This is a genomic window from Pseudomonas sp. Xaverov 259, assembly GCF_019352915.1.
GTDB lineage: Bacteria > Pseudomonadota > Gammaproteobacteria > Pseudomonadales > Pseudomonadaceae > Aquipseudomonas.
The window spans coordinates 1-20,244 of record NZ_JAAAFV010000033.1 but is presented as its reverse complement, the minus strand read 5'-3'; the positions used below and the strand labels follow the sequence as shown (position 1 = coordinate 20,244).

The 20,244-nt window shown below is 61.1% G+C and carries 24 protein-coding genes; 10 read left to right on the top strand and 14 right to left on the bottom strand.

Going from position 1 to position 20,244, the window contains the following annotated elements:
* The first annotated feature begins 230 nt into the window (after window positions 1–230).
* Both K0H48_RS14240 and K0H48_RS14235 read left to right on the top strand, forming a co-directional pair.
* Window positions 231–1,076, top strand: a complete 846-nt coding sequence (locus tag K0H48_RS14240) for a MoxR family ATPase (RefSeq protein ID WP_138816245.1) — start codon at window positions 231–233, stop codon at window positions 1,074–1,076.
* Window positions 1,076–2,254, top strand: a complete 1,179-nt coding sequence (locus K0H48_RS14235) for a VWA domain-containing protein (protein ID WP_138816246.1) — start codon at window positions 1,076–1,078, stop codon at window positions 2,252–2,254. The genes K0H48_RS14240 and K0H48_RS14235 overlap by 1 nt, the downstream gene beginning before the upstream one ends.
* Before the next feature lie 115 nt (window positions 2,255–2,369).
* Here K0H48_RS14235 and K0H48_RS14230 read toward each other — a convergent pair whose 3' ends face one another.
* The 3 genes from K0H48_RS14230 to K0H48_RS14220 are packed head-to-tail and all read right to left on the bottom strand — an operon-like array spanning window position 2,370 to window position 4,716.
* The gene (locus K0H48_RS14230) at window positions 2,370–3,278 is read right to left on the bottom strand and encodes a biotin-dependent carboxyltransferase family protein (RefSeq protein ID WP_219267982.1); all 909 of its coding nucleotides are present in this window, start codon (window positions 3,276–3,278) and stop codon (window positions 2,370–2,372) included.
* Window positions 3,275–3,979, bottom strand: coding sequence for a 5-oxoprolinase subunit PxpB (gene pxpB, locus K0H48_RS14225; protein ID WP_219267981.1), 705 nt, complete (start codon window positions 3,977–3,979; stop codon window positions 3,275–3,277). The genes K0H48_RS14230 and pxpB overlap by 4 nt, the downstream gene beginning before the upstream one ends.
* Complete coding sequence (locus tag K0H48_RS14220; RefSeq protein WP_219267980.1) at window positions 3,976–4,716, bottom strand: 5-oxoprolinase subunit PxpA; 741 nt, start codon at window positions 4,714–4,716, stop codon at window positions 3,976–3,978. Before K0H48_RS14220 ends, pxpB begins: the two co-directional genes overlap by 4 nt.
* Before the next feature lie 176 nt (window positions 4,717–4,892).
* On the opposite strand from K0H48_RS14220, the gene K0H48_RS14215 reads away from it, so the two are divergent.
* Window positions 4,893–5,813: a LysR family transcriptional regulator gene (locus K0H48_RS14215; RefSeq protein ID WP_138816250.1), complete on the top strand. Its 921-nt coding sequence runs from the start codon at window positions 4,893–4,895 to the stop codon at window positions 5,811–5,813.
* 97 nt (window positions 5,814–5,910) lie between these two features.
* On the opposite strand, the gene K0H48_RS14210 is transcribed toward K0H48_RS14215, so the two are convergent.
* The 3 genes from K0H48_RS14210 to K0H48_RS14200 are packed head-to-tail and all read right to left on the bottom strand — an operon-like array spanning window position 5,911 to window position 7,808.
* Complete coding sequence (locus tag K0H48_RS14210; protein WP_099548664.1) at window positions 5,911–6,453, bottom strand: DUF2937 family protein; 543 nt, start codon at window positions 6,451–6,453, stop codon at window positions 5,911–5,913.
* An 11-nt stretch (window positions 6,454–6,464) separates the two neighbouring features.
* On the bottom strand, window positions 6,465–7,241 hold the full coding sequence (locus K0H48_RS14205) for a class II glutamine amidotransferase (RefSeq protein WP_003189615.1): 777 nt from the start codon (window positions 7,239–7,241) through the stop codon (window positions 6,465–6,467).
* Between the two features lie 30 nt (window positions 7,242–7,271).
* Window positions 7,272–7,808 (bottom strand): hypothetical protein, encoded by a 537-nt coding sequence (locus tag K0H48_RS14200; RefSeq protein ID WP_063611647.1) that lies wholly within the window; start codon window positions 7,806–7,808, stop codon window positions 7,272–7,274.
* A gap of 21 nt (window positions 7,809–7,829) precedes the next feature.
* Here K0H48_RS14200 and K0H48_RS14195 point away from each other — a divergent pair, with 21 nt between their 5' ends.
* Together K0H48_RS14195 and K0H48_RS14190 are read left to right on the top strand one after the other, a co-directional pair.
* The gene (locus K0H48_RS14195; protein WP_219267979.1) at window positions 7,830–9,872 is read left to right on the top strand and encodes a S9 family peptidase; all 2,043 of its coding nucleotides are present in this window, start codon (window positions 7,830–7,832) and stop codon (window positions 9,870–9,872) included.
* 70 nt (window positions 9,873–9,942) lie between these two features.
* Window positions 9,943–10,416 carry a cyclic nucleotide-binding domain-containing protein gene (locus K0H48_RS14190; protein ID WP_065929158.1) on the top strand — a complete coding sequence of 158 codons (474 nt, stop codon included), beginning with the start codon at window positions 9,943–9,945 and terminating at the stop codon, window positions 10,414–10,416.
* Here the strand turns inward: K0H48_RS14190 and K0H48_RS14185 are convergent.
* Window positions 10,413–10,697: a hypothetical protein gene (locus K0H48_RS14185; RefSeq protein WP_138816252.1), complete on the bottom strand. Its 285-nt coding sequence runs from the start codon at window positions 10,695–10,697 to the stop codon at window positions 10,413–10,415. The genes K0H48_RS14190 and K0H48_RS14185 overlap by 4 nt on opposite strands.
* A 78-nt stretch (window positions 10,698–10,775) precedes the next feature.
* On the opposite strand from K0H48_RS14185, the gene K0H48_RS14180 reads away from it, so the two are divergent.
* Window positions 10,776–11,462 carry a spermidine synthase gene (locus K0H48_RS14180; RefSeq protein WP_056857309.1) on the top strand — a complete coding sequence of 229 codons (687 nt, stop codon included), beginning with the start codon at window positions 10,776–10,778 and terminating at the stop codon, window positions 11,460–11,462.
* A gap of 145 nt (window positions 11,463–11,607) precedes the next feature.
* Here the strand turns inward: K0H48_RS14180 and K0H48_RS14175 are convergent, their stop codons facing one another.
* Window positions 11,608–12,528, bottom strand: a complete 921-nt coding sequence (locus tag K0H48_RS14175; RefSeq protein ID WP_219267978.1) for a ParB/Srx family N-terminal domain-containing protein — start codon at window positions 12,526–12,528, stop codon at window positions 11,608–11,610.
* Between the two features lie 151 nt (window positions 12,529–12,679).
* On the opposite strand from K0H48_RS14175, the gene K0H48_RS14170 reads away from it, so the two are divergent.
* From K0H48_RS14170 to K0H48_RS14160, 3 genes are all read left to right on the top strand, one after another.
* Entirely contained in the window at window positions 12,680–13,054 is a 375-nt protein-coding gene (locus tag K0H48_RS14170; protein ID WP_003210675.1) for a YajD family HNH nuclease, read from the top strand.
* 162 nt (window positions 13,055–13,216) lie between these two features.
* Window positions 13,217–13,684, top strand: coding sequence for an RNA methyltransferase (locus K0H48_RS14165; RefSeq protein ID WP_003189607.1), 468 nt, complete (start codon window positions 13,217–13,219; stop codon window positions 13,682–13,684).
* Between the two features lie 67 nt (window positions 13,685–13,751).
* Entirely contained in the window at window positions 13,752–14,093 is a 342-nt protein-coding gene (locus K0H48_RS14160) for a DUF2892 domain-containing protein (protein ID WP_219267977.1), read from the top strand.
* Between the two features lie 134 nt (window positions 14,094–14,227).
* Here K0H48_RS14160 and K0H48_RS14155 read toward each other — a convergent pair whose 3' ends face one another.
* Together K0H48_RS14155 and K0H48_RS14150 are read right to left on the bottom strand one after the other, a co-directional pair.
* Window positions 14,228–15,448, bottom strand: coding sequence for a hypothetical protein (locus K0H48_RS14155; RefSeq protein ID WP_219267976.1), 1,221 nt, complete (start codon window positions 15,446–15,448; stop codon window positions 14,228–14,230).
* Window positions 15,449–15,462: 14 nt separating this feature from the next.
* Entirely contained in the window at window positions 15,463–15,912 is a 450-nt protein-coding gene (locus tag K0H48_RS14150; protein ID WP_138816255.1) for a YcgN family cysteine cluster protein, read from the bottom strand.
* Between the two features lie 153 nt (window positions 15,913–16,065).
* Here K0H48_RS14150 and K0H48_RS14145 point away from each other — a divergent pair, with 153 nt between their 5' ends.
* Window positions 16,066–16,650 (top strand): nitroreductase family protein, encoded by a 585-nt coding sequence (locus K0H48_RS14145; protein WP_219267975.1) that lies wholly within the window; start codon window positions 16,066–16,068, stop codon window positions 16,648–16,650.
* A gap of 155 nt (window positions 16,651–16,805) precedes the next feature.
* Here K0H48_RS14145 and K0H48_RS14140 read toward each other — a convergent pair whose 3' ends face one another.
* The 4 genes from K0H48_RS14140 to K0H48_RS14125 form a co-directional block, all read right to left on the bottom strand.
* Complete coding sequence (locus tag K0H48_RS14140) at window positions 16,806–17,738, bottom strand: D-2-hydroxyacid dehydrogenase (protein WP_219267974.1); 933 nt, start codon at window positions 17,736–17,738, stop codon at window positions 16,806–16,808.
* A gap of 108 nt (window positions 17,739–17,846) precedes the next feature.
* Window positions 17,847–18,140 (bottom strand): YcgL domain-containing protein, encoded by a 294-nt coding sequence (locus K0H48_RS14135; protein ID WP_056857316.1) that lies wholly within the window; start codon window positions 18,138–18,140, stop codon window positions 17,847–17,849.
* A complete protein-coding gene (rnd, locus tag K0H48_RS14130) occupies window positions 18,137–19,270 on the bottom strand; it encodes a ribonuclease D (protein WP_219267973.1) in 1,134 nt (377 codons plus the stop codon). The genes K0H48_RS14135 and rnd overlap by 4 nt, the downstream gene beginning before the upstream one ends.
* A gap of 122 nt (window positions 19,271–19,392) precedes the next feature.
* A complete protein-coding gene (locus K0H48_RS14125) occupies window positions 19,393–19,992 on the bottom strand; it encodes a class I SAM-dependent methyltransferase (RefSeq protein WP_219267972.1) in 600 nt (199 codons plus the stop codon).
* Between the last annotated feature and the right edge of the window lie 252 nt (window positions 19,993–20,244).

The window sequence follows — 20,244 nt, the reverse complement described above, 5'->3', positions numbered from 1 at the left end:
GCTTGTGTGGGAGCTGGCTTGCCTGCGATAGCATCGCCTCGGTAACACTGATAAACCGAGGCGCTGGCATCGCAGGCAAGCCAGCTCCCACATAAGCATAAGCATTAGCATGACCCCTCAGCAGGGCTGCAATGTGACCGGCCATTCAGAGACTGAATAACCCGTCTGCGTTCACAGTCGCCAGGGCTGCGCGGTATAGTCCGAGCATTGATGAATTCGAGGAATGACCGATGAAGTTCGAAGGCACCCAGGCCTATGTGGCTACCGATGACCTGAAACTGGCCGTCAACGCCGCCATCACCCTGGAGCGGCCGTTGCTGGTCAAGGGCGAACCGGGCACCGGCAAGACCATGCTCGCCGAGCAGTTGGCCGAATCCTTTGGCGCCAAGCTCATCACCTGGCACATCAAGTCGACGACCAAGGCGCATCAAGGCCTGTATGAGTACGACGCGGTCAGCCGCCTGCGCGACTCGCAACTGGGCAACGAGAAAGTCCACGATGTGCGCAATTACCTGAAAAAAGGCAAGCTCTGGGAAGCTTTCGAGGCTGAGGAGCGCGTGATCCTGCTGATCGATGAAATCGACAAGGCCGACATTGAGTTCCCCAACGACCTGCTGCAAGAACTCGACAAGATGGAGTTCTACGTCTACGAAATCGACGAGACCATCAAGGCCAAGAAACGCCCGATCATCATCATTACCTCCAACAACGAAAAAGAGCTGCCGGACGCGTTCCTGCGCCGCTGCTTCTTCCACTACATCGCCTTCCCCGATCGCAGCACCCTGCAAAAAATCGTTGACGTGCACTACCCCGACATCAAGAAGGACTTGGTCAGCGAAGCGCTGGACGTGTTCTTCGACGTGCGCAAAGTGCCGGGCCTGAAGAAAAAGCCGTCCACCTCCGAACTCGTCGACTGGCTCAAGTTGCTGATGGCCGACAACATCGGCGAAGCCGTGCTGCGCGAACGCGACCCGACCAAAGCTATTCCGCCGCTGGCCGGCGCGTTGGTCAAGAACGAGCAAGACGTGCAGTTGCTGGAGCGTCTGGCGTTCATGAGCCGTCGCGGTAATCGCTGATGCTGCTCAACCTGTTCAATGAGATGCGCGCCGCCAAGGTGCCGGTGTCGGTGCGCGAGTTGCTCGACCTGATCAACGCGCTTAAACAGCGCGTGGTCTTCGCTGATATGGACGAGTTTTATTACTTGGCCAGGGCGATTCTGGTCAAGGACGAGCGGCATTTCGACAAGTTCGACCGCGCGTTCGGCGCCTATTTCAATGGCCTGGAAAAACTCGACGACCACTTGCAGGCGTTGATCCCTGAAGAATGGCTGCGCAAGGAATTCGAGCGCTCGCTGACCGACGAGGAGCGCGCGCAGATCCAGTCCCTTGGCGGCCTGGACAAGTTGATCGAAGAGTTCAAGAAACGCTTGGAAGAACAAAAAGAACGCCACGCCGGTGGCAACAAGTGGATCGGCACCGGCGGCACCAGCCCGTTTGGCTCCGGCGGCTACAACCCCGAAGGCATCCGGGTTGGCGACGCCGGCAAGCGCCAGGGCAAGGCCGTAAAGGTCTGGGACCAGCGCGAGTACAAGAACCTCGACGACCAGGTGGAATTGGGCACGCGCAATATCAAGATCGCCCTGCGCCGCCTGCGCAAGTTTGCCCGCCAGGGTGCGGCCGAAGAGCTGGATATCGACGGCACCATCGACCACACGGCGCGGGATGCCGGGTTGCTGAATATCCAGATGCGCCCAGAGCGGCGCAACACCATCAAGCTGTTGCTGCTGTTCGATATCGGCGGCTCGATGGACGCTCACGTAAAGATTTGCGAAGAGCTGTTTTCGGCGTGCAAGACCGAGTTCAAGCACCTGGAGTACTTCTACTTCCACAACTTCGTGTACGAATCGGTGTGGAAGAACAACCAGCGCCGCACCTCGGAGCGCACCTCGACCCAGGACCTGCTGCACAAGTACGGCGCCGATTACAAAGTGATCTTTATCGGCGATGCGTCGATGGCGCCGTATGAAATCACCCAGGCAGGCGGCAGTGTCGAGCACTGGAATGAAGAGCCTGGGTACGTGTGGATGCAGCGTTTCATGGCCAAGTACAAGAAGCTGATCTGGATTAACCCGTACCCGAAAGACACCTGGGGCTATACGGCGTCGACGGGGATTGTGCGCGAGCTGGTGGAGGATCAGATGTATCCGCTGACGTTGCGTGGGTTGGAAGAAGGGATGCGGTTTCTGTCTAAATAAGTGGTGTATAGATCGTTCCCACGCTCCGCGTGGGAATGCAGCCCAGGACGCTCTGCGTCCCTGAGCGTGACGCGGAGCGTCACAAGAGGCATTCCCACGCAGAGCGTGGGAACGATCAGTTGAACTGTCGCAAAAACTCGATGTGCTGCCGATGCGCCGTCTCCTGCACCACCGGCGCCAACCTCACCTTCTCCCCCGGCAAACACCGCGCCAGCCGCGCCAGCGCCAACGGCGTCAACGCGCCCAAACGCGGATAGCCACCAATGGTCTGCCGATCATTGAGCAACACAATCGGTTGCCCATCCGGCGGCACCTGGATCGCGCCCAACGGGATCCCTTCAGAGATCAACGACGGCCCCTGGTACTGCAACGGCGTGCCCAGCAAACGCATGCCCATGCGATCGGCGCGGCTGTCCAGCGACCAGTCGGTATTGAACGCATCGAACAGACTCTGCCCGCTGAATTGGCCGATTTGCGCACCGACAATCACGTCCAGCGGCGCTTTGGCCGGCAGATCAGGCGTGCTCAGCACCTTCATCGCACCGCCTGTACCGGAATAAGCCAACCGCCCGCCTTCGGCCAAGGCCTTGCCGAAACCGTCCAGCCCACCCAATTCCTCGCGCACCACCGTGGCACAACTGCCCAGCACAGCCGGCGCATCAAACCCGCCGGGCGCTGCCAGGTAAGCCCGCGCACCGCTGAACGGCTGGGTAAAGCGCAGACGCTGACCCTTTTGCAGGATAAAACTGCGCCCAGGGCTGATGGCGCGCTCGTCAATATAGGCACCCAAATCCGCACCGGCCAACGCCAGCAAGCAATAGCCTTCGGCCTGCACGCTAAACCCGCCCAAGGTGATTTCCACCACCGGCGCATCCAACCGGTTATCCAGCAGCCAATTGGCCCAGGACATCGACACCCAGTCCAGCGCGCCGCCCTGGGTCACGCCCAGGTGGCGCACGCCAAAGCGTCCGGCGTCCTGCAACAGGCACAGCGGCGTGCTGGCCTCGATCAACAAGCGGCTCATGCCTGCGCCTCCAACGGTGTGTCATCGCCACCCAGGTGAATAAATTCGGCGTGATCAACCGCTTCGAAACGCACCGTATCGCCCGGTTGCATCAGGCTGTAGCCGTCGCGCTCGCGGTCGAACAGTTTGGCCGGGGTGCGGCCGATCAGGTTCCAGCCACCCGGCGACACCACCGGGTAGGCGGCGGTTTGCCGCTCGGCAATGCCGACACTGCCGGCCGCCACGCGTTTACGCGGCGTGTTGAGGCGTGGCGTGGCAAGGATTTCGTCCACCAAGCCCATAAAGGCAAAGCCGGGCGCGAAGCCAAGGGCAAATACCTGGTATTCGTGGGCGCTGTGACGCTGAATCACATCCTCGACAGATAAACCGCTGCGCTGGCTGAGCAACGTCAGTTCCGGGCCAACACTCAGGTCGTACCACACCGGTAACACGTGGCACTGGCCACCGCCCTGCGCCTGGGGTTGCAAGTCGGTCAGCGCCTGATCGATCAGTTCCCGCGCTTGAGCCGGGCTTAGCGCAGTCAGGTCGTAATGCACCATCAACGTGGTGTAGGACGGCACCAGATCCACCAGCGCTGCGCCAAAACCTTCGCGCAAGCGCCGGGTGGCGGCAAGCATCCACGGCATATTGGCTTCAGCAATCACCTCAAACAGACGCACCATCAGGCAGTCGATGGCCACCACTTCGATGCGTGGCTTCATGCTGGCTTCATCGCCTCGCGGATGCGTTGCACAGCGGCGATCGAGCTGGCGTTGTCGCCGTGTACGCACAGGGTGTTGGCCTGCAACACCAAGGCGCTGCCGTCGCTGGCAGTCAAGGCTTGCCCACGGGAAATGGTCAGGGCTTGCTGCACGATGGTCTCCGCATCATGGTGCACGGCGCCGGGCAACTGGCGTGAGACCAGGTGCCCGTTTTGGTCGTAGGCTCGGTCGGCAAAGGCTTCGAACCACAGTGTCAGGCCGAATTCATCGCCCATCGCCTGGGCCTCGCGGTTGTCGCTTTTGGCCAGCAACATCAAGGGCAAGTCGCCATACGCGGCCACAGCCTGCATCACCGCACGCAGTTGGGCCGGCTTGGCCATCATGTCGTTGTACAGCGCGCCGTGGGGTTTGACGTAGCTGACGCGGGTACCCTGCGCACGGCAAATGCCATCAAGGGCGCCGATCTGGTAGTGCATCAGGTCCTGAATTTCTTGCGGCGTATAGTTCATGGAGCGGCGGCCAAACCCTTGCAAGTCCTGGTAGGCCGGGTGCGCGCCTATCTGCACAGCGTGCTTGAGGGCCAGGCCGACGGTCTGGCGCATGATGCTCGGGTCGCCGGCATGGAAGCCGCAAGCCACGTTGGCGCAATCGATGAACGGCATGACCTCGGCGTCCAGACCCAGGGTCCAGTTGCCAAAGCTTTCGCCGATGTCGCAATTCAAAAGCAGACGGCTCACGGTGGTTGCTCCTGTAGGCTTTGTATTTTTTTGTAGTGTGGGATTTTTTACGCAGAACTCGCAACTTGTCCTGACACCCTAACGGCGCTTATCGTGCAATGGCTCGATTTTTGGCGCTTGCCGGGTGCGGCGTCCAACTAATAAAAACCGATCCAAGCATAAGAAAAGTTGATCCCATGAATTTGAAGTTCCTCGAAACTTTCGTCTGGGTGGCCAAGCTCAAGAGCTTTCGCCTGACCGCCGAAAAGCTGTTCACCACCCAGGCCTCGATTTCCAGCCGCATCGCCGTGCTCGAGAGCGAGTTGGGCGTGAAGCTGTTGCTGCGCGACTCACGCGGCGTCAGCCTGACCCCGGAAGGCTTGAAGGTGCTCGATTATGCCGAGCAAATGATGGTGACCATGCAGGGCCTCAAGCAGTCCCTGGAGACCACCAGCAGCAAGGTCGGACGCATCCGGATCGGCGCCATGGACACAGTGATTCACACTTGGCTGAGCCAGTTGGTGGCGCAATTGATGGAGCACTTCCCGCGAGTAGAAATTGAACTGGTCGCCGATACCGCGTTAAACCTCAGCGATCAGCTGCAAAAAGGCTTCCTCGACCTGATCCTGCAAACCGACCTGCTGCGCCAGGAAACCGTGCGCAGCCTGGAGCTGGCCAGCCATCCCATGGCCTGGATCGTCGCCAGCCAATCCATCTACAACCGCGACTACGCCTCCCTCGCCGAACTGGCCCAGGAGCGCATCATCACCTACTCGAAAAACTCCCACCCGCACCAGGATGTACTGAGCCTGATGCAAGCCAACGGTGTGGCCGCGCCGCGCATGAACTGTGTGAACTCGGTGTCGGCGATTACGCGCTTGCTGCGCGATGGTTTCGGCATTGGCGCGTTGCCGCCGGTGCTGGTGATGGAAGAATTGGCGCGTGGGGAATTGGTGATGCTGCCAATGGCGCAACGCCTGCCGAATTTGCAGGTGGTGGTGTCGTGGCGCGTGGGAGTGGAGTTGGTGGAGGAGATTGTCGGGTTGTGCCAGAAAGTGGTGGCGCGGTATGCCGAGGAAGTGGGTGAAGACCGGATGCTGCTGGCGAAACCGGATTAAAAAGGTGGGAGCTGGCTTGCCTGCGATAGCGGCCTATCAGTTGCAGATGTGCGAACTGACCCACCGCTATCGCAGGCAAGCCAGCTCCCACAGGTCTTTAGAGGCCTTTAAGGTCACGCTCTTCGATCGGCCGGCTCTGGCGCAGGCGCTTGCCGCCCAACACCACCCAGTCGATCAGGCGGAACAGGCATTCGATGCCGAACGACAACAGCATCGCCCCGCCCAGGCCCCAGCCCATCGCCTCAGGTGTCAGCAGGATCTGGTAGCTGTAGCCATTCCAGGTTTCCAGGCGGATATCCGGATCGGCCGCCACCGCCACTTGCAGCGCACGGATGTACCACGGGCCTTGCATGGCCTGGAACTGCTTGTCCAACGCCACCTGACGATCGAGCAAAGTGCCGAGGCTGTTGGCATCGCTGCGAAACACCGGGTCATCACTGGCGCGGTAATGAGCCACCAACGCCTGCAAGTCGCCATTGAAGAACTGCTGCGCCGTGGCATCAAAGCCGCGCAGGCCGGTCTGGGCCTCGATCAAGTGGGCTTCGACGCGCTTGGCGTAGTCGTTGATAAACCCCGGCACTTGCACGCCGACCAACAAGCCAATGGCAAACAGCACCAACCGCAGATAACTGAGCAACATGGTCGATATCCTTACTCGGTAACGCCTTGGCTGACGCATTCACCACGTCGCCACAGGCTCCATTGGCCCGGTTCGTAGCGGGTCCAGTTTTCATTGTCGGTCAAGGGTTCGGTAGCGATCACCGTAACCACGTCATTGGGCGTGGTTTCGGCCTGAAAATCGACGATCACGTCGACATCTTTCAGGCGCGCCGGGCCAAACGGTGCGCGCCGGGTGATCTGTGCCAGTTTGGTCGAGCAGTAGCAAAACAGCCAGTCACCGTCGCTGAGCAGGCAGTTGAACACGCCTTTGCTGCGGTATTCGGCGCAGGCGGCGATCAGGTCCGGCAGCACTTGCTCGATGTCGACAGGCTCGGGGAAGGCTTCGCGCACGCGATTGAGCAGGTCACAGAACGCCGCTTCGCTGTCGGTATCGCCCACCGGCCGGTAGAAAGTGGCGCGCGGGTTAAAATCGGCCAATTGGCCGTTATGCGCAAAGCACCAGTTGCGGCCCCACAGTTCGCGCACAAACGGGTGCGTGTTGGCCAGGCTCACCTTGCCCACATTGGCCTGGCGGATATGGCCGATCACCACTTCACTTTTGATTGGGTAACGCTGCACCAGCAGCGCGACTTCCGACTCGCTGCTCGCGGCCGGGTCCTGGAACAGCCGCAGGCCACGGCCTTCGTAAAACGCAATACCCCAACCGTCGCGGTGGGGGCCGGTGCGCCCGCCCCGCTGCATCAGCCCGGTAAAGCTGAACACGATATCGGTGGGGACGTTGGCACTCATGCCCAATAATTCACACATGCCAGGGCTCTCGCTGCAGGGCTTACAACGTTAAAGGCGCGGCTCAACCCGCAGGTTGCCGGCAGGCGCCGGGCGACGGAACGGCTCGTCGTCCTCGTCTACCGGCTCGGCGGCCAGTGCGGCGTCGGCGGCGGCCTTGCGCTCACGACGGGCGTTGGCGGCACGTTCAATGGGCCAGCGGATCAGCACGAACACGATATACACGCCAAACGCGATCATCGTGTACATGAACAGGTCGGAGATGGCCCGCCAGGCGTTATTGCCCACATGCAGCACCAGGTCCAGGGCGGTAATGGCCACGGCTGGCGCAAACTGGGTCTTGACCGGGTCGACGATGGTCGGGCTGAACAGCAACACCGCCATCAGCAATTGCAGCGGTTCGCGCAGCCAGCGCCAGATCCAGCGGGTCATGCGCCACCACACCAACAGGCAGCCCAAAGCGGCGAAGGCGTAAAGGCCCCAAGCGGTCAGATAGTCGTTCTCGGTCATGGTGTCCATGGCAAGGCTGGCAAAGAGGCGGCTATGATAACGGCTTTTGCGTGTCTCGGCTGCAATGCCTGCCACCATCCGCCAGACAGAGAGTGATCCATGCCCCTATCGACCGCCCCGATCGCCCGCAAGGCCCAAGGCCCCGACCCGTACGCCTGGCTGCAAGAACGTGACACACCTGAAGTGCTCGATTACCTCAAAGCCGAAAACGCCTGGCAGGAAGCCCAGCTCGCCGACCAGAAAGCCCTGCGTGAAAGCCTGTTCGAAGAGATCAAGGGCCGCATCCTGGAAACCGACCTGTCGTTGCCTTCGCCATGGGGCCCGTACCTGTATTACACGCGCACCACCGCCGGTGATGAATACGCCCGCCACTACCGCTGCCGTCGCCCGGCGGATGACAGCAACACGGTGGACGAAAGCAGCGAAGAACTGCTGCTGGACCCGAACGTGCTGGCCAACGGCGGCTTCTTCTCCCTCGGCGCATTCAGCATCAGCCCCGACCACCTGCGCCTGGCCTACAGCCTCGACACCAGCGGTGAAGAGATTTACACCCTGTACGTGAAGGAATTGGCCACCGGTAAGGTCAGCGAACTGGAGTTCGAAGACTGCGACGGCAGCATGACCTGGGCCAACGACAGCCTGACGCTGTTCTTCGGTGAACTGGACGACACCCATCGCCCGCACAAGCTTTACCGCTACCGCCTGGATGGCACGGCAGCGCAGGAAGTGTTCCACGAGCCCGACGGGCGGTTCTTCCTGCACTGCTACCGTTCCAGCTCCGAGCGCCAATTGCTGTTGGCTTTGGGCAGCAAGACCACCAGCGAAATCTGGGTATTGGACGCCGAGCAGCCGCAGCAGGCATTCACCTGCCTGGCGCCACGGGTTGAAGACCATGAATACGATGTTGACCACGGCATGCTGGATGACCAATGGACCTGGTTTATCCGCAGCAACCGTGACGGCATCAACTATGCGCTGTTCGTCGCCGCCGACACTGGCACTGCGCCGACTGAGGACCAATGGCACAACCTGATTCCCCACAGCGACGAGGTGATGCTCGATGGCGTGACCCTCAATGCCGGCGCCATGACCCTGAGTCTGCGCATCGGCGGCTTGCCGGTGATCGAAGTGCACCCGCAGGGTTCGACCGCCTACCGCGTGGAATTGCCTGACGCCGCCTACAGCCTGTACGTACAAAACAGCCTGGAATTTGCCAGCGACAAGATTCGCTTGCGTTATGAAGCCCTGAACCGTCCGGCCCAGGTGCGTCAGCTTGAACTGGCCAGCGGCGCGCAGGTGGTGCTCAAGGAAACCCCGGTTCTCGGCGTGTTCAACGCCGACGATTATGTCAGCCAACGGCTGTGGGTGACTTCCGCAGATGGCACTCAGGTGCCGATCAGCCTGGTGGTCAAGCGTGATCAGTTGGGCAAACCCACGCCGCTGTACCTCTATGGCTACGGCGCCTACGGTTCAAGCCTCGACCCGTGGTTTTCCCATGCGCGCCTGAGCCTGCTGGAGCGCGGCGTGGCCTTTGCCATCGCGCATGTGCGTGGCGGCGGCGAACTGGGTGAAGCCTGGTATCGCAATGGCAAGCAGGCGCATAAACAGAACACGTTCAGCGATTTTATCGCCTGCGCCGAGCACTTGATCGCCGAAGGGCTGACCACCTCCAAGCAACTGGCTATCAGCGGCGGCAGTGCCGGCGGCCTGTTGATCGGCGCGGTGCTCAATCAACGCCCGGAGCTGTTCCAGGCGGCGATTGCCGAAGTGCCGTTCGTCGACGTACTCAACACCATGCTCGACCCGGAACTGCCGCTGACCATCACCGAGTACGACGAGTGGGGCAACCCGCAAGAACCCGAGGTGTATGAACGCATCAAGGCCTACGCGCCGTACGAAAACGTCCAGGCCCAGGCTTATCCGCACATGCTGGTGATCGCCGGTTATAACGACAGCCGCGTGCAGTATTGGGAAGCGGCCAAGTGGGTGGCCAAATTGCGCGACACCAAAACCGACCACAACCTGTTGCTGCTCAAGACCGAACTTGGCGCCGGCCATGGCGGGATGAGCGGGCGTTATCAGGGATTACGTGACGTAGCGCTCGAATATGGGTTTGTCTTCAAGGCCCTGGGCCTCGTTTAAGGAACTTAGTGGGGCGGTCCTGTCTGAACACAAGACCGCCCGACTTGATTGATGGACCAAGATTGCAGCTATGCCACTACCGACTCTGATGAACAACGAAATCCGCGACATGCTCATGGATTGCGGCCTGTTCGACCCGCTGTTACCGGAAGATTTTCACGTGGCCGCCGGCTACTTCAATATCAGCAGCATCGCCCGCGACGAGGTGATTTTCCTCGAGGGCGATGCCGGCACCTTCATGTGCATCCTGCACAGCGGCCAGGTGGCCGTGCAAAAAACCAATCACAGCGGCCAGCGCCTGACCATCGCCACCCTGCGCAGCGGCCGGGCCTTTGGCGAAATGGCCGTGCTGGACGGCGAGCGGCGCTCTGCCAGTTGCGTGGCCGCCAGTGACTGCGTGCTGTTGAACCTGGGCAAGGATGCGCTGGAAAAAATGCTCAACGAAGCGCCCAGAGTGGCGGCCAAGATCATTCGCGCGATTGCGATTGCCTTGTCCAAGCGCCTGCGCATGGCCGACGGGCAATTACTGTCCCAGCAATTTTAACCACCGGGCGTCTTCGGCTTGCTGTCATTTTGCAGCAGGCCGGGCACCGTCTGATCCTTGGGCGGCGTTGGCAACACAATCGGCACCAGCGCGGGCGAACCATTCGCGCTGGCTTTGGGCGCCACAGGCGGGGTGACTTGCGGGTACAAAGTGGGCGTCGGCGTGCCCGGCGCGCCGGGGGTTGGCGTAGGCGCCACGGGCACGGTTTGCGCCTCTTGCGCCTGCGCCGCACCCAATGTGAGCGCGCTTAACGCAATGACCGTTAGAATGCTGCACTTCATCGATGGCTCCATGGCCTGACCGGAATGTCGTAAGGCTACTCCCAACCGCGCAAGAATGCCCTTCCCAATGAGATTTCCATGAAACGTTTCGTTCTGCTCGACACCACTCCGATCCCCGACAACGGCGGTGCCTTGTGCCTGTTCGAATACGGCGAGGATTTTGTCATCAAGATCCAGGGCGGTGACGGCGGCCAGTTGATGAACACGCGCATGCATGGCTCCGAAGACGCGCTGGCGGAAATTCCTTGCCGCAAAGTCGCCGGCAGGCCGGGTTCGCGGGTATTGATCGGCGGCCTGGGCATGGGCTTTACCTTGGCTGCGGCCCTCAAGCATTTGGGCAAGAGCGCCGAAGTGGTGGTGGCGGAATTGGTGCCCGGTGTCGTGGAATGGAACCGCGGCCCACTGGGGGAAAAGTCCGGCCGCCCGCTGCTGGACCCTCGCACGGTGATCCGCATGGAAGACGTAGCCAAAGTGCTGCAGGCCGAGCCCCAGGGCTTTGACGCGATCATGCTGGATGTGGACAACGGCCCCGAAGGCCTGACGCAAAAAGCCAACAGTTGGCTGTATTCGGCCGGTGGCCTGGCCGCGTGTGCCAAGGCGCTGCGGCCTAAAGGCGTGCTGGCTGTGTGGTCAGCCAGCGCCGACAAGCTGTTCAGCGACAAACTGCGCAAAGCCGGGTTCAAGGCCGAGGAAGTGCAGGTGTTCGCCCATGGCAACAAGGGCACCCGGCATACCATCTGGATTGCCGAGAAGCTCAAGGGCTGAGGCAAACCCACAAACGCTATAGATCCAAATGTGGGAGCGGGCTTGTGTGGGAGCTGGCTTGCCTGCGATTGCATCACATCGGTCTACCTGAATCACCGAGGTGCCAGCATCGCAGGCAAGCCAGCTCCCACATTTTGGTCCTGTGTCAGTTTCGGGATTTGCGGTAATCGATCACATACGGCACTTTTTTCTCGAAGGTCTTGTCCAGCTCACCCTGGTCCAGCTGGGTCATACCGCCGAGCTGCTTGGCAGTAAAACCGCTGCTGCCCACCTGTGAACCCGGCGCCAGGCTGACCATGCGCTTGGCGACTGCTTCAATCGCGTCCTTGTAGCCGCCCTTTTTGTTCAGGTTGTACGCCTTCAAATCAACCTGTGTGCGCAGCCAGTTGCCCCAGTAGAACTCCAGGAATTCCGGGGCAATTGTGCCATCGTCCGGCTTGCCGTAGGCGGCCTTGCGGGTGAAATACACCAGGCTGCGAAACGTGTCGTCCTGCAGGTTCTTGAAGCCCAGGTGCGCAGGCAGTTGCTGCGGCGGCAGGGTCTGGCCTTGATTGTCCTTGAGCCAGACCTTGCGGGCCGCCTCCATGCGCTGCCAGAAGGTGTTCATGTCGGCACTGTTGCTGAAGTCATCGGTCACCTTGACCCACATTTTCAACTGCGGGCCGCCGCCGGGCACTTCCCACAAGGTGGTGAAACTGTGATGACCGTCGGTCAGGTACAGCTGGCCGCCGGGGCCGACCACCACGGTCTTCATGTCATCAGGATGGGTGCCCACCGGGTCCTTGCAGGTAAAGCTGGTGGGTTGGTGCAGGTCGGCTTTCTTCGGCACGTTGTCGGCGGCGCCCTGGCCGTTGGTTTCGCAGTATTCATCGAACACCTTGGCCGGTTTGTCAGCGAACAGCCCCAGGCTGTAGTAGATCTGGTCAAAGCCCACCACGGCCTGGGTCGGGTGCAGTTGCTCGAGGGCCACCTCGATTACCTGGCCGGGCCTGGGTGTGGAGAACGCCTGGGCTTGAGCGGCCAGCACGCTGAGCAGCAGGGCTGCGGTCCATGTGTACACACGCATAGGTTTCAGATCCTTGTGAAGTGAATGTGCCGATACTACAAACCTTCGCTCAAGCGCAGCTGTACCGCCGCTGAAAAAGCCAGCAGTCATTTGTTGCGCGAGCGGCTAGAATCAACCCTATCCGTGAACCCCCAAATAGCCAGGAGCCATGATGAGCTCGACCAACCCGCCCTCCCACACCGCCAAGCTGGACCGCATCCTCGCCGATGCCCAGCGCGACCGGGAAATGGGCTACCGCGACAAAGCCTTGAAGATGTACCCGCACGTGTGCGGCCGCTGTGCCCGTGAGTTTGCCGGCAAACGCTTGAGCGAACTGACCGTACACCATCGCAACCACAATCATGATGACAACCCCCAGGACGGTTCCAACTGGGAGTTGCTGTGCCTGTACTGCCACGACAATGAACACTCGCGCTACACCGACCAACAGTATTTCGGCGAAGGCTCCACCAGCAGCCCGACGATTGCCAAGGCGACGCACAACCCGTTTGCGGCGTTGGCGGGGTTGATGAAGAAGGACGACTGAAGCCCTTCTTTGTCTGTGCCGGCCTCATCGCAGGCAAGCCAGCTCCCACAGGGGAATGCATTCCAAGTGTGGGAGCCGGGCTTGCCCGCGATAGCGATCGCCCAAGCAACACATGCCGCCAAGGCCGTATAATCGCGATTTTCCTCCAAGGCACCCTTCCCCGTGGGCAATAAACGCTACAGCTGCATCGGTCTGTATAACCCCAAATCCCCCGAAAACGTCGGCTCGGTGATGCGCGCCGCCGGCTGCTACGGCGTGGCCTCGGTGTTTTACACCGGCGTGCGTTACGAGCGCGCCCGGGACTTCATCACCGACACCAAGAAGGTCCACCACGACATTCCGCTGATCGGCATCGATGACCTGAAAAAGATCCTGCCGCTGGGCTGTATCCCGGTCGCCGTGGAACTGGTGGAAGGCGCCCGGCCACTGCCCGAGTACACGCACCCCGACCGCGCGCTGTACATCTTCGGCCCCGAAGACGGCTCGCTGGACAAAGAGATCCGCGATTGGTGTGAAGACGTGGTGTACATCCCGACCACCGGCTGCATGAACCTGGCCGCCACCGTCAATGTGGTGCTCTACGACCGTTTGGCCAAGGGCAACAACACCCGCTCAGGCCCTAAGTACTGATATTTCGGGAACATCCGGCGCCTGCAAACAGTCAGCTACTTACACTAGCCTTTGTTGGAGACACACCATGAGCGACAGCAAAACCCTGCGACCTATCATCGAACACCTGCAACCAGCCGCCAAAAGCGCGCAAAACGTGCACGGGTCGGAACGCATTCTTTCGGTGGCCGGCGGTGTGATGATGGTCGGCAAAGGCCTGCGCCGTGGCGGCATCTTCGGGCTGATCCAGGTGGCGCTTGGTGGCGTGGCGCTGGTGCGCGGCGTGACCGGGCACAGCTCGCTCAAGGACAAGCTGGAGCAAGGCCGCCAGGAAATGAACAGCGTGCGTACCAAGATCGAACGCGCGGGCGAAGAGTTGAAGAACTTGAAGACCAAGGCTGAAGTGGCGGCAGAGAAAGCCACTAAATAGCCCGGCCAACCCCAATCAACTGTGGGAGCTGGCTTGTGTGGGAGCTGGCTTGCCTGCGATGCCGGCACCTCGGTGATTCAGGTAGACCGAGGTGATGCAATCGCAGGCAAGCCAGCTCCCACAGTTGTTTTGCGTCAACGCAATAATTTGTTGTCCAGCACCACCGACGACTCGCCAATCACACTCTCGGCCAACTGCACAAACTCCGCCGTAGTAACGCTGTTCGCCCGCATCACTGCCTGTGCCAGATCATCCAGCGAGCGCTTGTTGTGGGTCTTGACGCGGATCTCGCGGTCCAGCTCCTGCAACACCAGCACCGCCCGCGCCACGGTCGCAGCGTTGACCTGATCGCCGCGCAGGCTGGTCACGCCCTTGCCTTCCTTGGCCAAGCGCGTCTGGATTGCCGCATAACGCTCATCGGTAATGCCGCCGGCACGCCGTAGCAGTTCAATGGCGTAATACTCGCCCAACCCTTCGCTGATCCAGTCACTGGTATCGTGGTCGTTGAAACGGCCAATGGCTTGCACCACTTCGCGCAGCAACGCGCTGCTGCCGCTTTCGCTGATCAGCGGCGTGCGGCTGTTGAGGTAGATCGAGTCGCGCGATGCGAAAGCGCCACGGCGCAGCGGGTCGCTGGCGCCGACGATCAACAGCTTGGCCGGATGGCGCGGCAACGCGGCTTCTACTTGCGGCCACACGAACGTCAGCAGCGTCAGCACGTCCATGCGGCGCATGGCCTGGCCCTTGGGCGAGGCCACGGTGACTTCGGTTTCACCCAGCCGCACCCGACGACTGCCGAGGTTACCCGCGAGCATCCAGCCGGTAGGCCGGTCGAACAGGCGGGACACGTTGTCGATACGGAATTTGTGTTTGCCGACACGCGGCCAGGCGGTTTCGACGCTTTTCCAGCCGGCCGGCAATTCGAACATCAGGCGCGACACCAGCTCGATACCGTCCTGTTGGTCCAGCCGCGCAGCCGGCACTAGGTCTTCGCCGCGAAACAGCGCCCAGCTCGGCGTCATCCGCGCCTCATAAACGCCCGCCTTACGCGCATGGGTGAGGCGCACGCGGTAAGTCAGGCTGGCTTTGTCGGCGCTGGGTTGCCACAGGCCACGGCTGCCGGTGACCTGCCATTGGCCGTCGGCCTTGAAGTCGCTGTAATCGCCGTCACGGCCCAAATCGAAGTTCAGACTGCGCACAGCCGAGCCCTGTGACAGGCTCACGCGTACCTCGGCCTGATCACTCTGGGGCAGCAGCTTGACGTGATAATCGAGGTCGACTTTCTTCGCGCACCACGCCGGCAGGCTCAGCGCCAGCAGCACCAACGATGCCACCAGCCGGGTTGCCACCCTCATACACACTCCTTTTTTCAGCCCGCGCGGAAGATCAGGTAATCCTCCCAGTCATCTTCGGGCACGCTGCCTTCGGCGAGCATGCGGCCGGACTGGGAAATGCGTTCATGGTGCACGGCATCGCGGTCGCCACACACCAAGTGGTGCCACAGCGGCAGGTCCTTGCGTTCGCTGACCAGGCGGTAGCCGCAGGTCGGCGGCAGCCATTTGAACTGGTCGGCCTGGCCCGGCGTGAGCTGGATGCAATCGGGCACCGAGGCGCGGCGGTTGGCGTAGTCGCTGCACTGGCAGGTTTTGAGGTCCAGCAGTTTGCAGGCGATGCGCGTGTAATAGACGCTGTTGTCCTCTTCATCCTCAAGCTTTTGCAGGCAGCACAGGCCACAGCCGTCGCATAACGACTCCCACTCCTCCTGGTCGAGGTGTTCAAGGGTTTTGCGTATCCAGAAAGGTTCGACTTTGGCGGCCATGGCTCTACATCAGTATCGGTAGGTGAAAAGGCCGCCAGTCTAGTGCCCAAGGCTCCCGGAACCAAGCGCTTACGACTGGCGGTGTAACAACACTTGTCAGTCTAATGGGCGCGCAGTAGCTTTGAGGGCCGAATTGACGATCAGGAACTGCCCATGACACGCGTTGCCGATTACCCGATCCACACCCAATTCACCGAGCGCTGGTCGCCGCGTGCCTTTACCGGCGAGAGCATCCCGCAAGACACGCTGCTGAGTTTCTTCGAAGCCGCACGCTGGGCGCCGTCGGCCTACAACTCGCAGCCATGGCGCTTTCTCTACGCGCGCCGCGACACGCCAAACTGGGAGCGTTTCCTCGGTTTGCTGAATGAATTTAACCGTAACTGGGCGCAACACGCGTCGGCCCTGGTAATCATCGCCTCTAAAACCGACTTCACCGCGCCTGGCGCCAGCGAAGAAACCCCGGCCTTGTGGCACACCTTCGACACCGGTTCGGCTTGGGGCCACCTGGCGCTGCAAGCCAGCCTCAGCGGCTGGCACACCCACGGCATGGCCGGGTTCGATCAGGAGCTGACCCGCAAGGAGCTGAAGATTCCAGAGGGTTACGCGCTGCATGCAGCCGTAGCGGTGGGCAAGCTGGGCGACAAGTCGAGCTTGCCTGAGTACTTGCAAGGTCGTGAAGCGCCGAGCCCGCGCAAGCCGCTCAGCGAGCTGGTGTCGGAAGGTGACTTCAGCCTGTAAGCCCTACACAGAACCCAAATGTGTGAGCAGGGCTTGTGTGGGAGCTGGCTTGCCTGCGATGGCATCACCTTGGTCTACCTGAATCACCGAGGTGCCTGCATCGCAGGCAAGCCAGCTCCCACATAAGCCAGCTACAACATTTGCCATGTGCTGTGTCAGTAACCGCGTTCGAAGCTGACTTCCCCGCGCAGCGCTTCCTTGGCCTGATAAGCCCGCAGATTCTGCACAAACAACTCCACCATCATCCCCGGCGACGTCGGCGCGGAGCTGTGCCCGGTCAGCAGCAAGCCCCAGGCGGTCCAGAACGGATGGCGCTGCGGCAGTGGCTCCTGACGGCATACGTCGATCACCGCGCCGGCCAGGTGGCCTTCTTTTAATGCTTCGACCAAATCGGCATCGACCACCGCCACGCCGCGTCCGACGTTGATAAACAACCCGGTCGGCTTGAATTGCTTGAACAGCGCCGCATCGTACAAATCATGGGTTTCGGGGGTGTTGGGCAGCAGGTTGATCACATAATCCACCTCGCCCACCAGCCGGCTCAGTTGTTCCAACCCGGCCACTTCGATAAACGGTGCCTGTTCCCGCGCACTGCTGGCAATCCCGTAGAGCTTGACGCCAAACGGCACCAGGAAGTCGGCAACGCTCTGGCCGATATCGCCGGTGCCAACCACCAGCACCTTGCGCCCGGCCAGGCTCTGGCCCATGCGGTTGTCCCACTTGCGCTCGACCTGGCTGACCAGCCGCGCCAGCACTTCGCGCTCGTGCCCGAGCATATAGGTGAGCACGAATTCGGCCATGACCTGGCCAAAAATGCCAACCGCACGGGTCAGGCGATAGTCGCGCGGCAAGCCATCGGCCAGCAGCGGCGTAATACCCGCCCAAGTTGATTGCAGCCATTGCGGCTTATGCCCCTGGCGCAGCAACGTGGCGAGCAGGTCCGGCTGGCCCAGCCATACCGGGCAATCGGCGGCCAGGCGCGACAGTTCGGCCGAGTCGCCGCTGGTCAATACCTCAACGTCCGGGGCCGCTTCGCTCAGCAATTGGGCGTAGAGCGGGTGATCCTGTTCAGCAATCAGAACACGCATGGTTCAAACCTTTCAAAAACACTGCAGACGGCCGCCCGCTTCCTTACGGCCACCGCCCATCGAATACGAGTCCATAAAAGAACGTGCCCCGAACGGGGCACTGACCGGTTACATCGGGTCGTTGCGGCGCAGCAGCTCTTCGGGCAAGTGCTCGATGTACTCGTCCTCGGCCGGCGGCATTTGCAGGTGGTAGCCCTGCTTGTCGAGGTTTTCCAGGACCACGGTAATGTCCTCGCGCGACAACTTGCGCTCGGGCGTCAGTATCATCTCGAATGCGAGATGGGCCTTGCCGAAGGCGGCCATCAACGGCTCAGGCACGCGCTCCAGCGCATCGCTTTTGAGCACGTAGAGGTACATCCCGTCTTTTTTCAAACTGCGATAGATAGAGCAAATACGTTTCAAGGCTGTTCTCCGGCAGTGGCCAGGCTGTCGAGCAGCGCCTGGCCCATCAACTCGCGGCGCCAGCCACGCAGCGAGTCTGGCAATGTATAAGGCCCATCGGGGTAACCACTTTTAACCAGGGCTTCGAGGGTTTTCTTGCGCAGCATCAGTTCCGGCGCCATCTCCAGGCGTTCGGCTTCGGCCTGGCCCAGGGCGCGCAGTTGCTTGATCAGCGCAGCAGCGTCCACCGGCAGCGGCTCAGCCACGGCGGGCGGCCACTGGTCCATCGACACACTGCCGGCACGTTTGATCAGGTCCAGCAGGAACTGGCCATCCTGACGCACAGTGCGCGGGTGCATGTCTTCGATCTTGCCCAACGCGGCGAGGTTATCCGGCTGGGATTTGGCCAGGGGCCACAATGAGTGTTCGCGAATGATGCGGTTGCGCGGCAGGTCTCGGGCGCGGGCCTGCTGCTCGCGCCAGGCGCAGAGTTCGCGCAATACGGCGAGCTGGGCACGCGAGAGTTTCCACGCCAGCTTGGCGTCGCGGTACACCTCATACGGGTCGACTTCGCGGCGCAGGTTGGCCACCAGTTCGGCGCCGTCATCCAATACCCAGGCGTATTTGTCATCCGACAGCTGCGGGCGCAAGCGCACATAGACTTCGGCCAGGTGCACCGCATCTTCGGCGGCGTAGCTCACTTGCGTCTCGGACAATGGCCGCTGCAGCCAGTCCGAGCGGGTCTCCCCCTTGGGCAGCTCAATGTCGAGCACCGCTTGCACCAGGCGCGAGTAGCCCATGGAGAAACCGAGGTTCAGGTAAGCCGCAGCCAATTGAGTGTCGAACAACGGCACCGGCAGGCTGCCCGTCAGGCGCAACAGCACTTCCAGGTCTTCGCTGCAGGCGTGCACCACCTTGATCACCGCCGGGTTTTCCAGCAAGGCGGCCAAGGGTTGCCAGTTGTCGATGGTCAGGGGGTCGATCAGGTAAGCGCGAACGCCATCACCGATCTGGATCAGCCCGGCAATGGGATAAAAGGTGTCGACCCGCATGAATTCGGTGTCGAGGGCGACGAATGGCAACTGCTGCCATTCGGCGCAATGCTGGCCGAGGCTATCGTTGTCGCAGATCCAGTGAATATCGATGGCCACACGGCTCTCCCTTGAAGAATGGCGCGCAGTATATATCGCGAAAGGGACTTGCGAGCATCCGCAGTGCACACACCATCATGAAAACTCTTACAAGAGATGGAGAATAGTCCGGCAGGCAGGAGTTAGCCTCTCTTACGCAAAACGTAGACACGCCACAGCTTGGAGCCCGGCAGGAACTCCTGTTGATGGAGGACTTTGAAACCAGCCTGGCGGAATTCGTCCTCCACCGGTGTGCGTGAGTTCACCGAGACGATCACTGTGTCGCGGCTGACGCGATGGAATTCGCGCAACAACGCCATGCGCACGTCGCTGCCGGGCACATGACGAAACAACTCCAGGCAGAAAATGCAGTCCACCGCGTTGGCCGACAGGCCGATGGAAAACGCCGAACCCTGGAATGTTTTGACCCGCTTGAGCAGCACCGCCGGGTGGTGGGTGCGCGCATGGTCGAGCATGTCCTGGGAATTGTCCGAGGCCAGGATCACCCGGTTGACGTGTTCGGCCAATACGGGCCAGAACCGGCCAGAGCCACACGCCAGGTCGAGGATCAACCCAGGCTCGCCGGCCACTTTCAACGCCTGGCGCACCAACCGTTCATCGCGCCAGGCCGACAGACGCTTGAGCAGTGCGGGCGGACGCGTGCTGCCGCAGACCTGGGCATGCTCGCGGTCACAGCGTTCGGCGAATTCGATCTCGATAGAGGATGGAGGTTGTGGCGACATCGCGGGCTCATGTGGGTGGAACGGTAGTGAACGACCTTGAACCGCAGCTTAACCACTGCAACGTGAAAAAAAGGTTGAAACGGTGGTGGCTATGAAACACCGGCGATCGACTGTGGGAGCTGGCTTGCCTGTGATGGCGGGTTGTTGGTGGTGTACATATCCGTTGTTTCGTGATGGCTACTTAGGGTTCCGCCCTGACGGCGGGTCACTTTTGCAAGGACCGGAATGCCGGCCCAGTCAAAAGTAACCAAA

Bases quoted from the DNA above. Each gene is read 5' to 3' on its own strand.
- K0H48_RS14175 (WP_219267978.1), bottom strand. From the start codon at position 12,528: ATGCGTGTGTACACATGGACCGCAGCCCTGCTGCTCAGCGTGCTGGCC.
- K0H48_RS14170 (WP_003210675.1), top strand. From the start codon at position 12,680: ATGAGCTCGACCAACCCGCCCTCCCACACCGCCAAGCTGGACCGCATC.
- K0H48_RS14195 (WP_219267979.1), top strand. From the start codon at position 7,830: ATGCCCCTATCGACCGCCCCGATCGCCCGCAAGGCCCAAGGCCCCGAC.
- K0H48_RS14145 (WP_219267975.1), top strand. From the start codon at position 16,066: ATGACACGCGTTGCCGATTACCCGATCCACACCCAATTCACCGAGCGC.
- K0H48_RS14235 (WP_138816246.1), top strand. From the start codon at position 1,076: ATGCTGCTCAACCTGTTCAATGAGATGCGCGCCGCCAAGGTGCCGGTG.
- K0H48_RS14155 (WP_219267976.1), bottom strand. From the start codon at position 15,448: ATGAGGGTGGCAACCCGGCTGGTGGCATCGTTGGTGCTGCTGGCGCTG.
- pxpB (WP_219267981.1), bottom strand. From the start codon at position 3,979: ATGAAGCCACGCATCGAAGTGGTGGCCATCGACTGCCTGATGGTGCGT.
- K0H48_RS14125 (WP_219267972.1), bottom strand. From the start codon at position 19,992: ATGTCGCCACAACCTCCATCCTCTATCGAGATCGAATTCGCCGAACGC.
- K0H48_RS14205 (WP_003189615.1), bottom strand. From the start codon at position 7,241: ATGTGTGAATTATTGGGCATGAGTGCCAACGTCCCCACCGATATCGTG.
- K0H48_RS14150 (WP_138816255.1), bottom strand. From the start codon at position 15,912: ATGGCCGCCAAAGTCGAACCTTTCTGGATACGCAAAACCCTTGAACAC.
- K0H48_RS14240 (WP_138816245.1), top strand. From the start codon at position 231: ATGAAGTTCGAAGGCACCCAGGCCTATGTGGCTACCGATGACCTGAAA.
- K0H48_RS14210 (WP_099548664.1), bottom strand. From the start codon at position 6,453: ATGTTGCTCAGTTATCTGCGGTTGGTGCTGTTTGCCATTGGCTTGTTG.
- K0H48_RS14190 (WP_065929158.1), top strand. From the start codon at position 9,943: ATGCCACTACCGACTCTGATGAACAACGAAATCCGCGACATGCTCATG.
- K0H48_RS14185 (WP_138816252.1), bottom strand. From the start codon at position 10,697: ATGAAGTGCAGCATTCTAACGGTCATTGCGTTAAGCGCGCTCACATTG.
- K0H48_RS14215 (WP_138816250.1), top strand. From the start codon at position 4,893: ATGAATTTGAAGTTCCTCGAAACTTTCGTCTGGGTGGCCAAGCTCAAG.
- K0H48_RS14140 (WP_219267974.1), bottom strand. From the start codon at position 17,738: ATGCGTGTTCTGATTGCTGAACAGGATCACCCGCTCTACGCCCAATTG.
- K0H48_RS14180 (WP_056857309.1), top strand. From the start codon at position 10,776: ATGAAACGTTTCGTTCTGCTCGACACCACTCCGATCCCCGACAACGGC.
- K0H48_RS14200 (WP_063611647.1), bottom strand. From the start codon at position 7,808: ATGGTGGCAGGCATTGCAGCCGAGACACGCAAAAGCCGTTATCATAGC.
- K0H48_RS14160 (WP_219267977.1), top strand. From the start codon at position 13,752: ATGAGCGACAGCAAAACCCTGCGACCTATCATCGAACACCTGCAACCA.
- K0H48_RS14230 (WP_219267982.1), bottom strand. From the start codon at position 3,278: ATGAGCCGCTTGTTGATCGAGGCCAGCACGCCGCTGTGCCTGTTGCAG.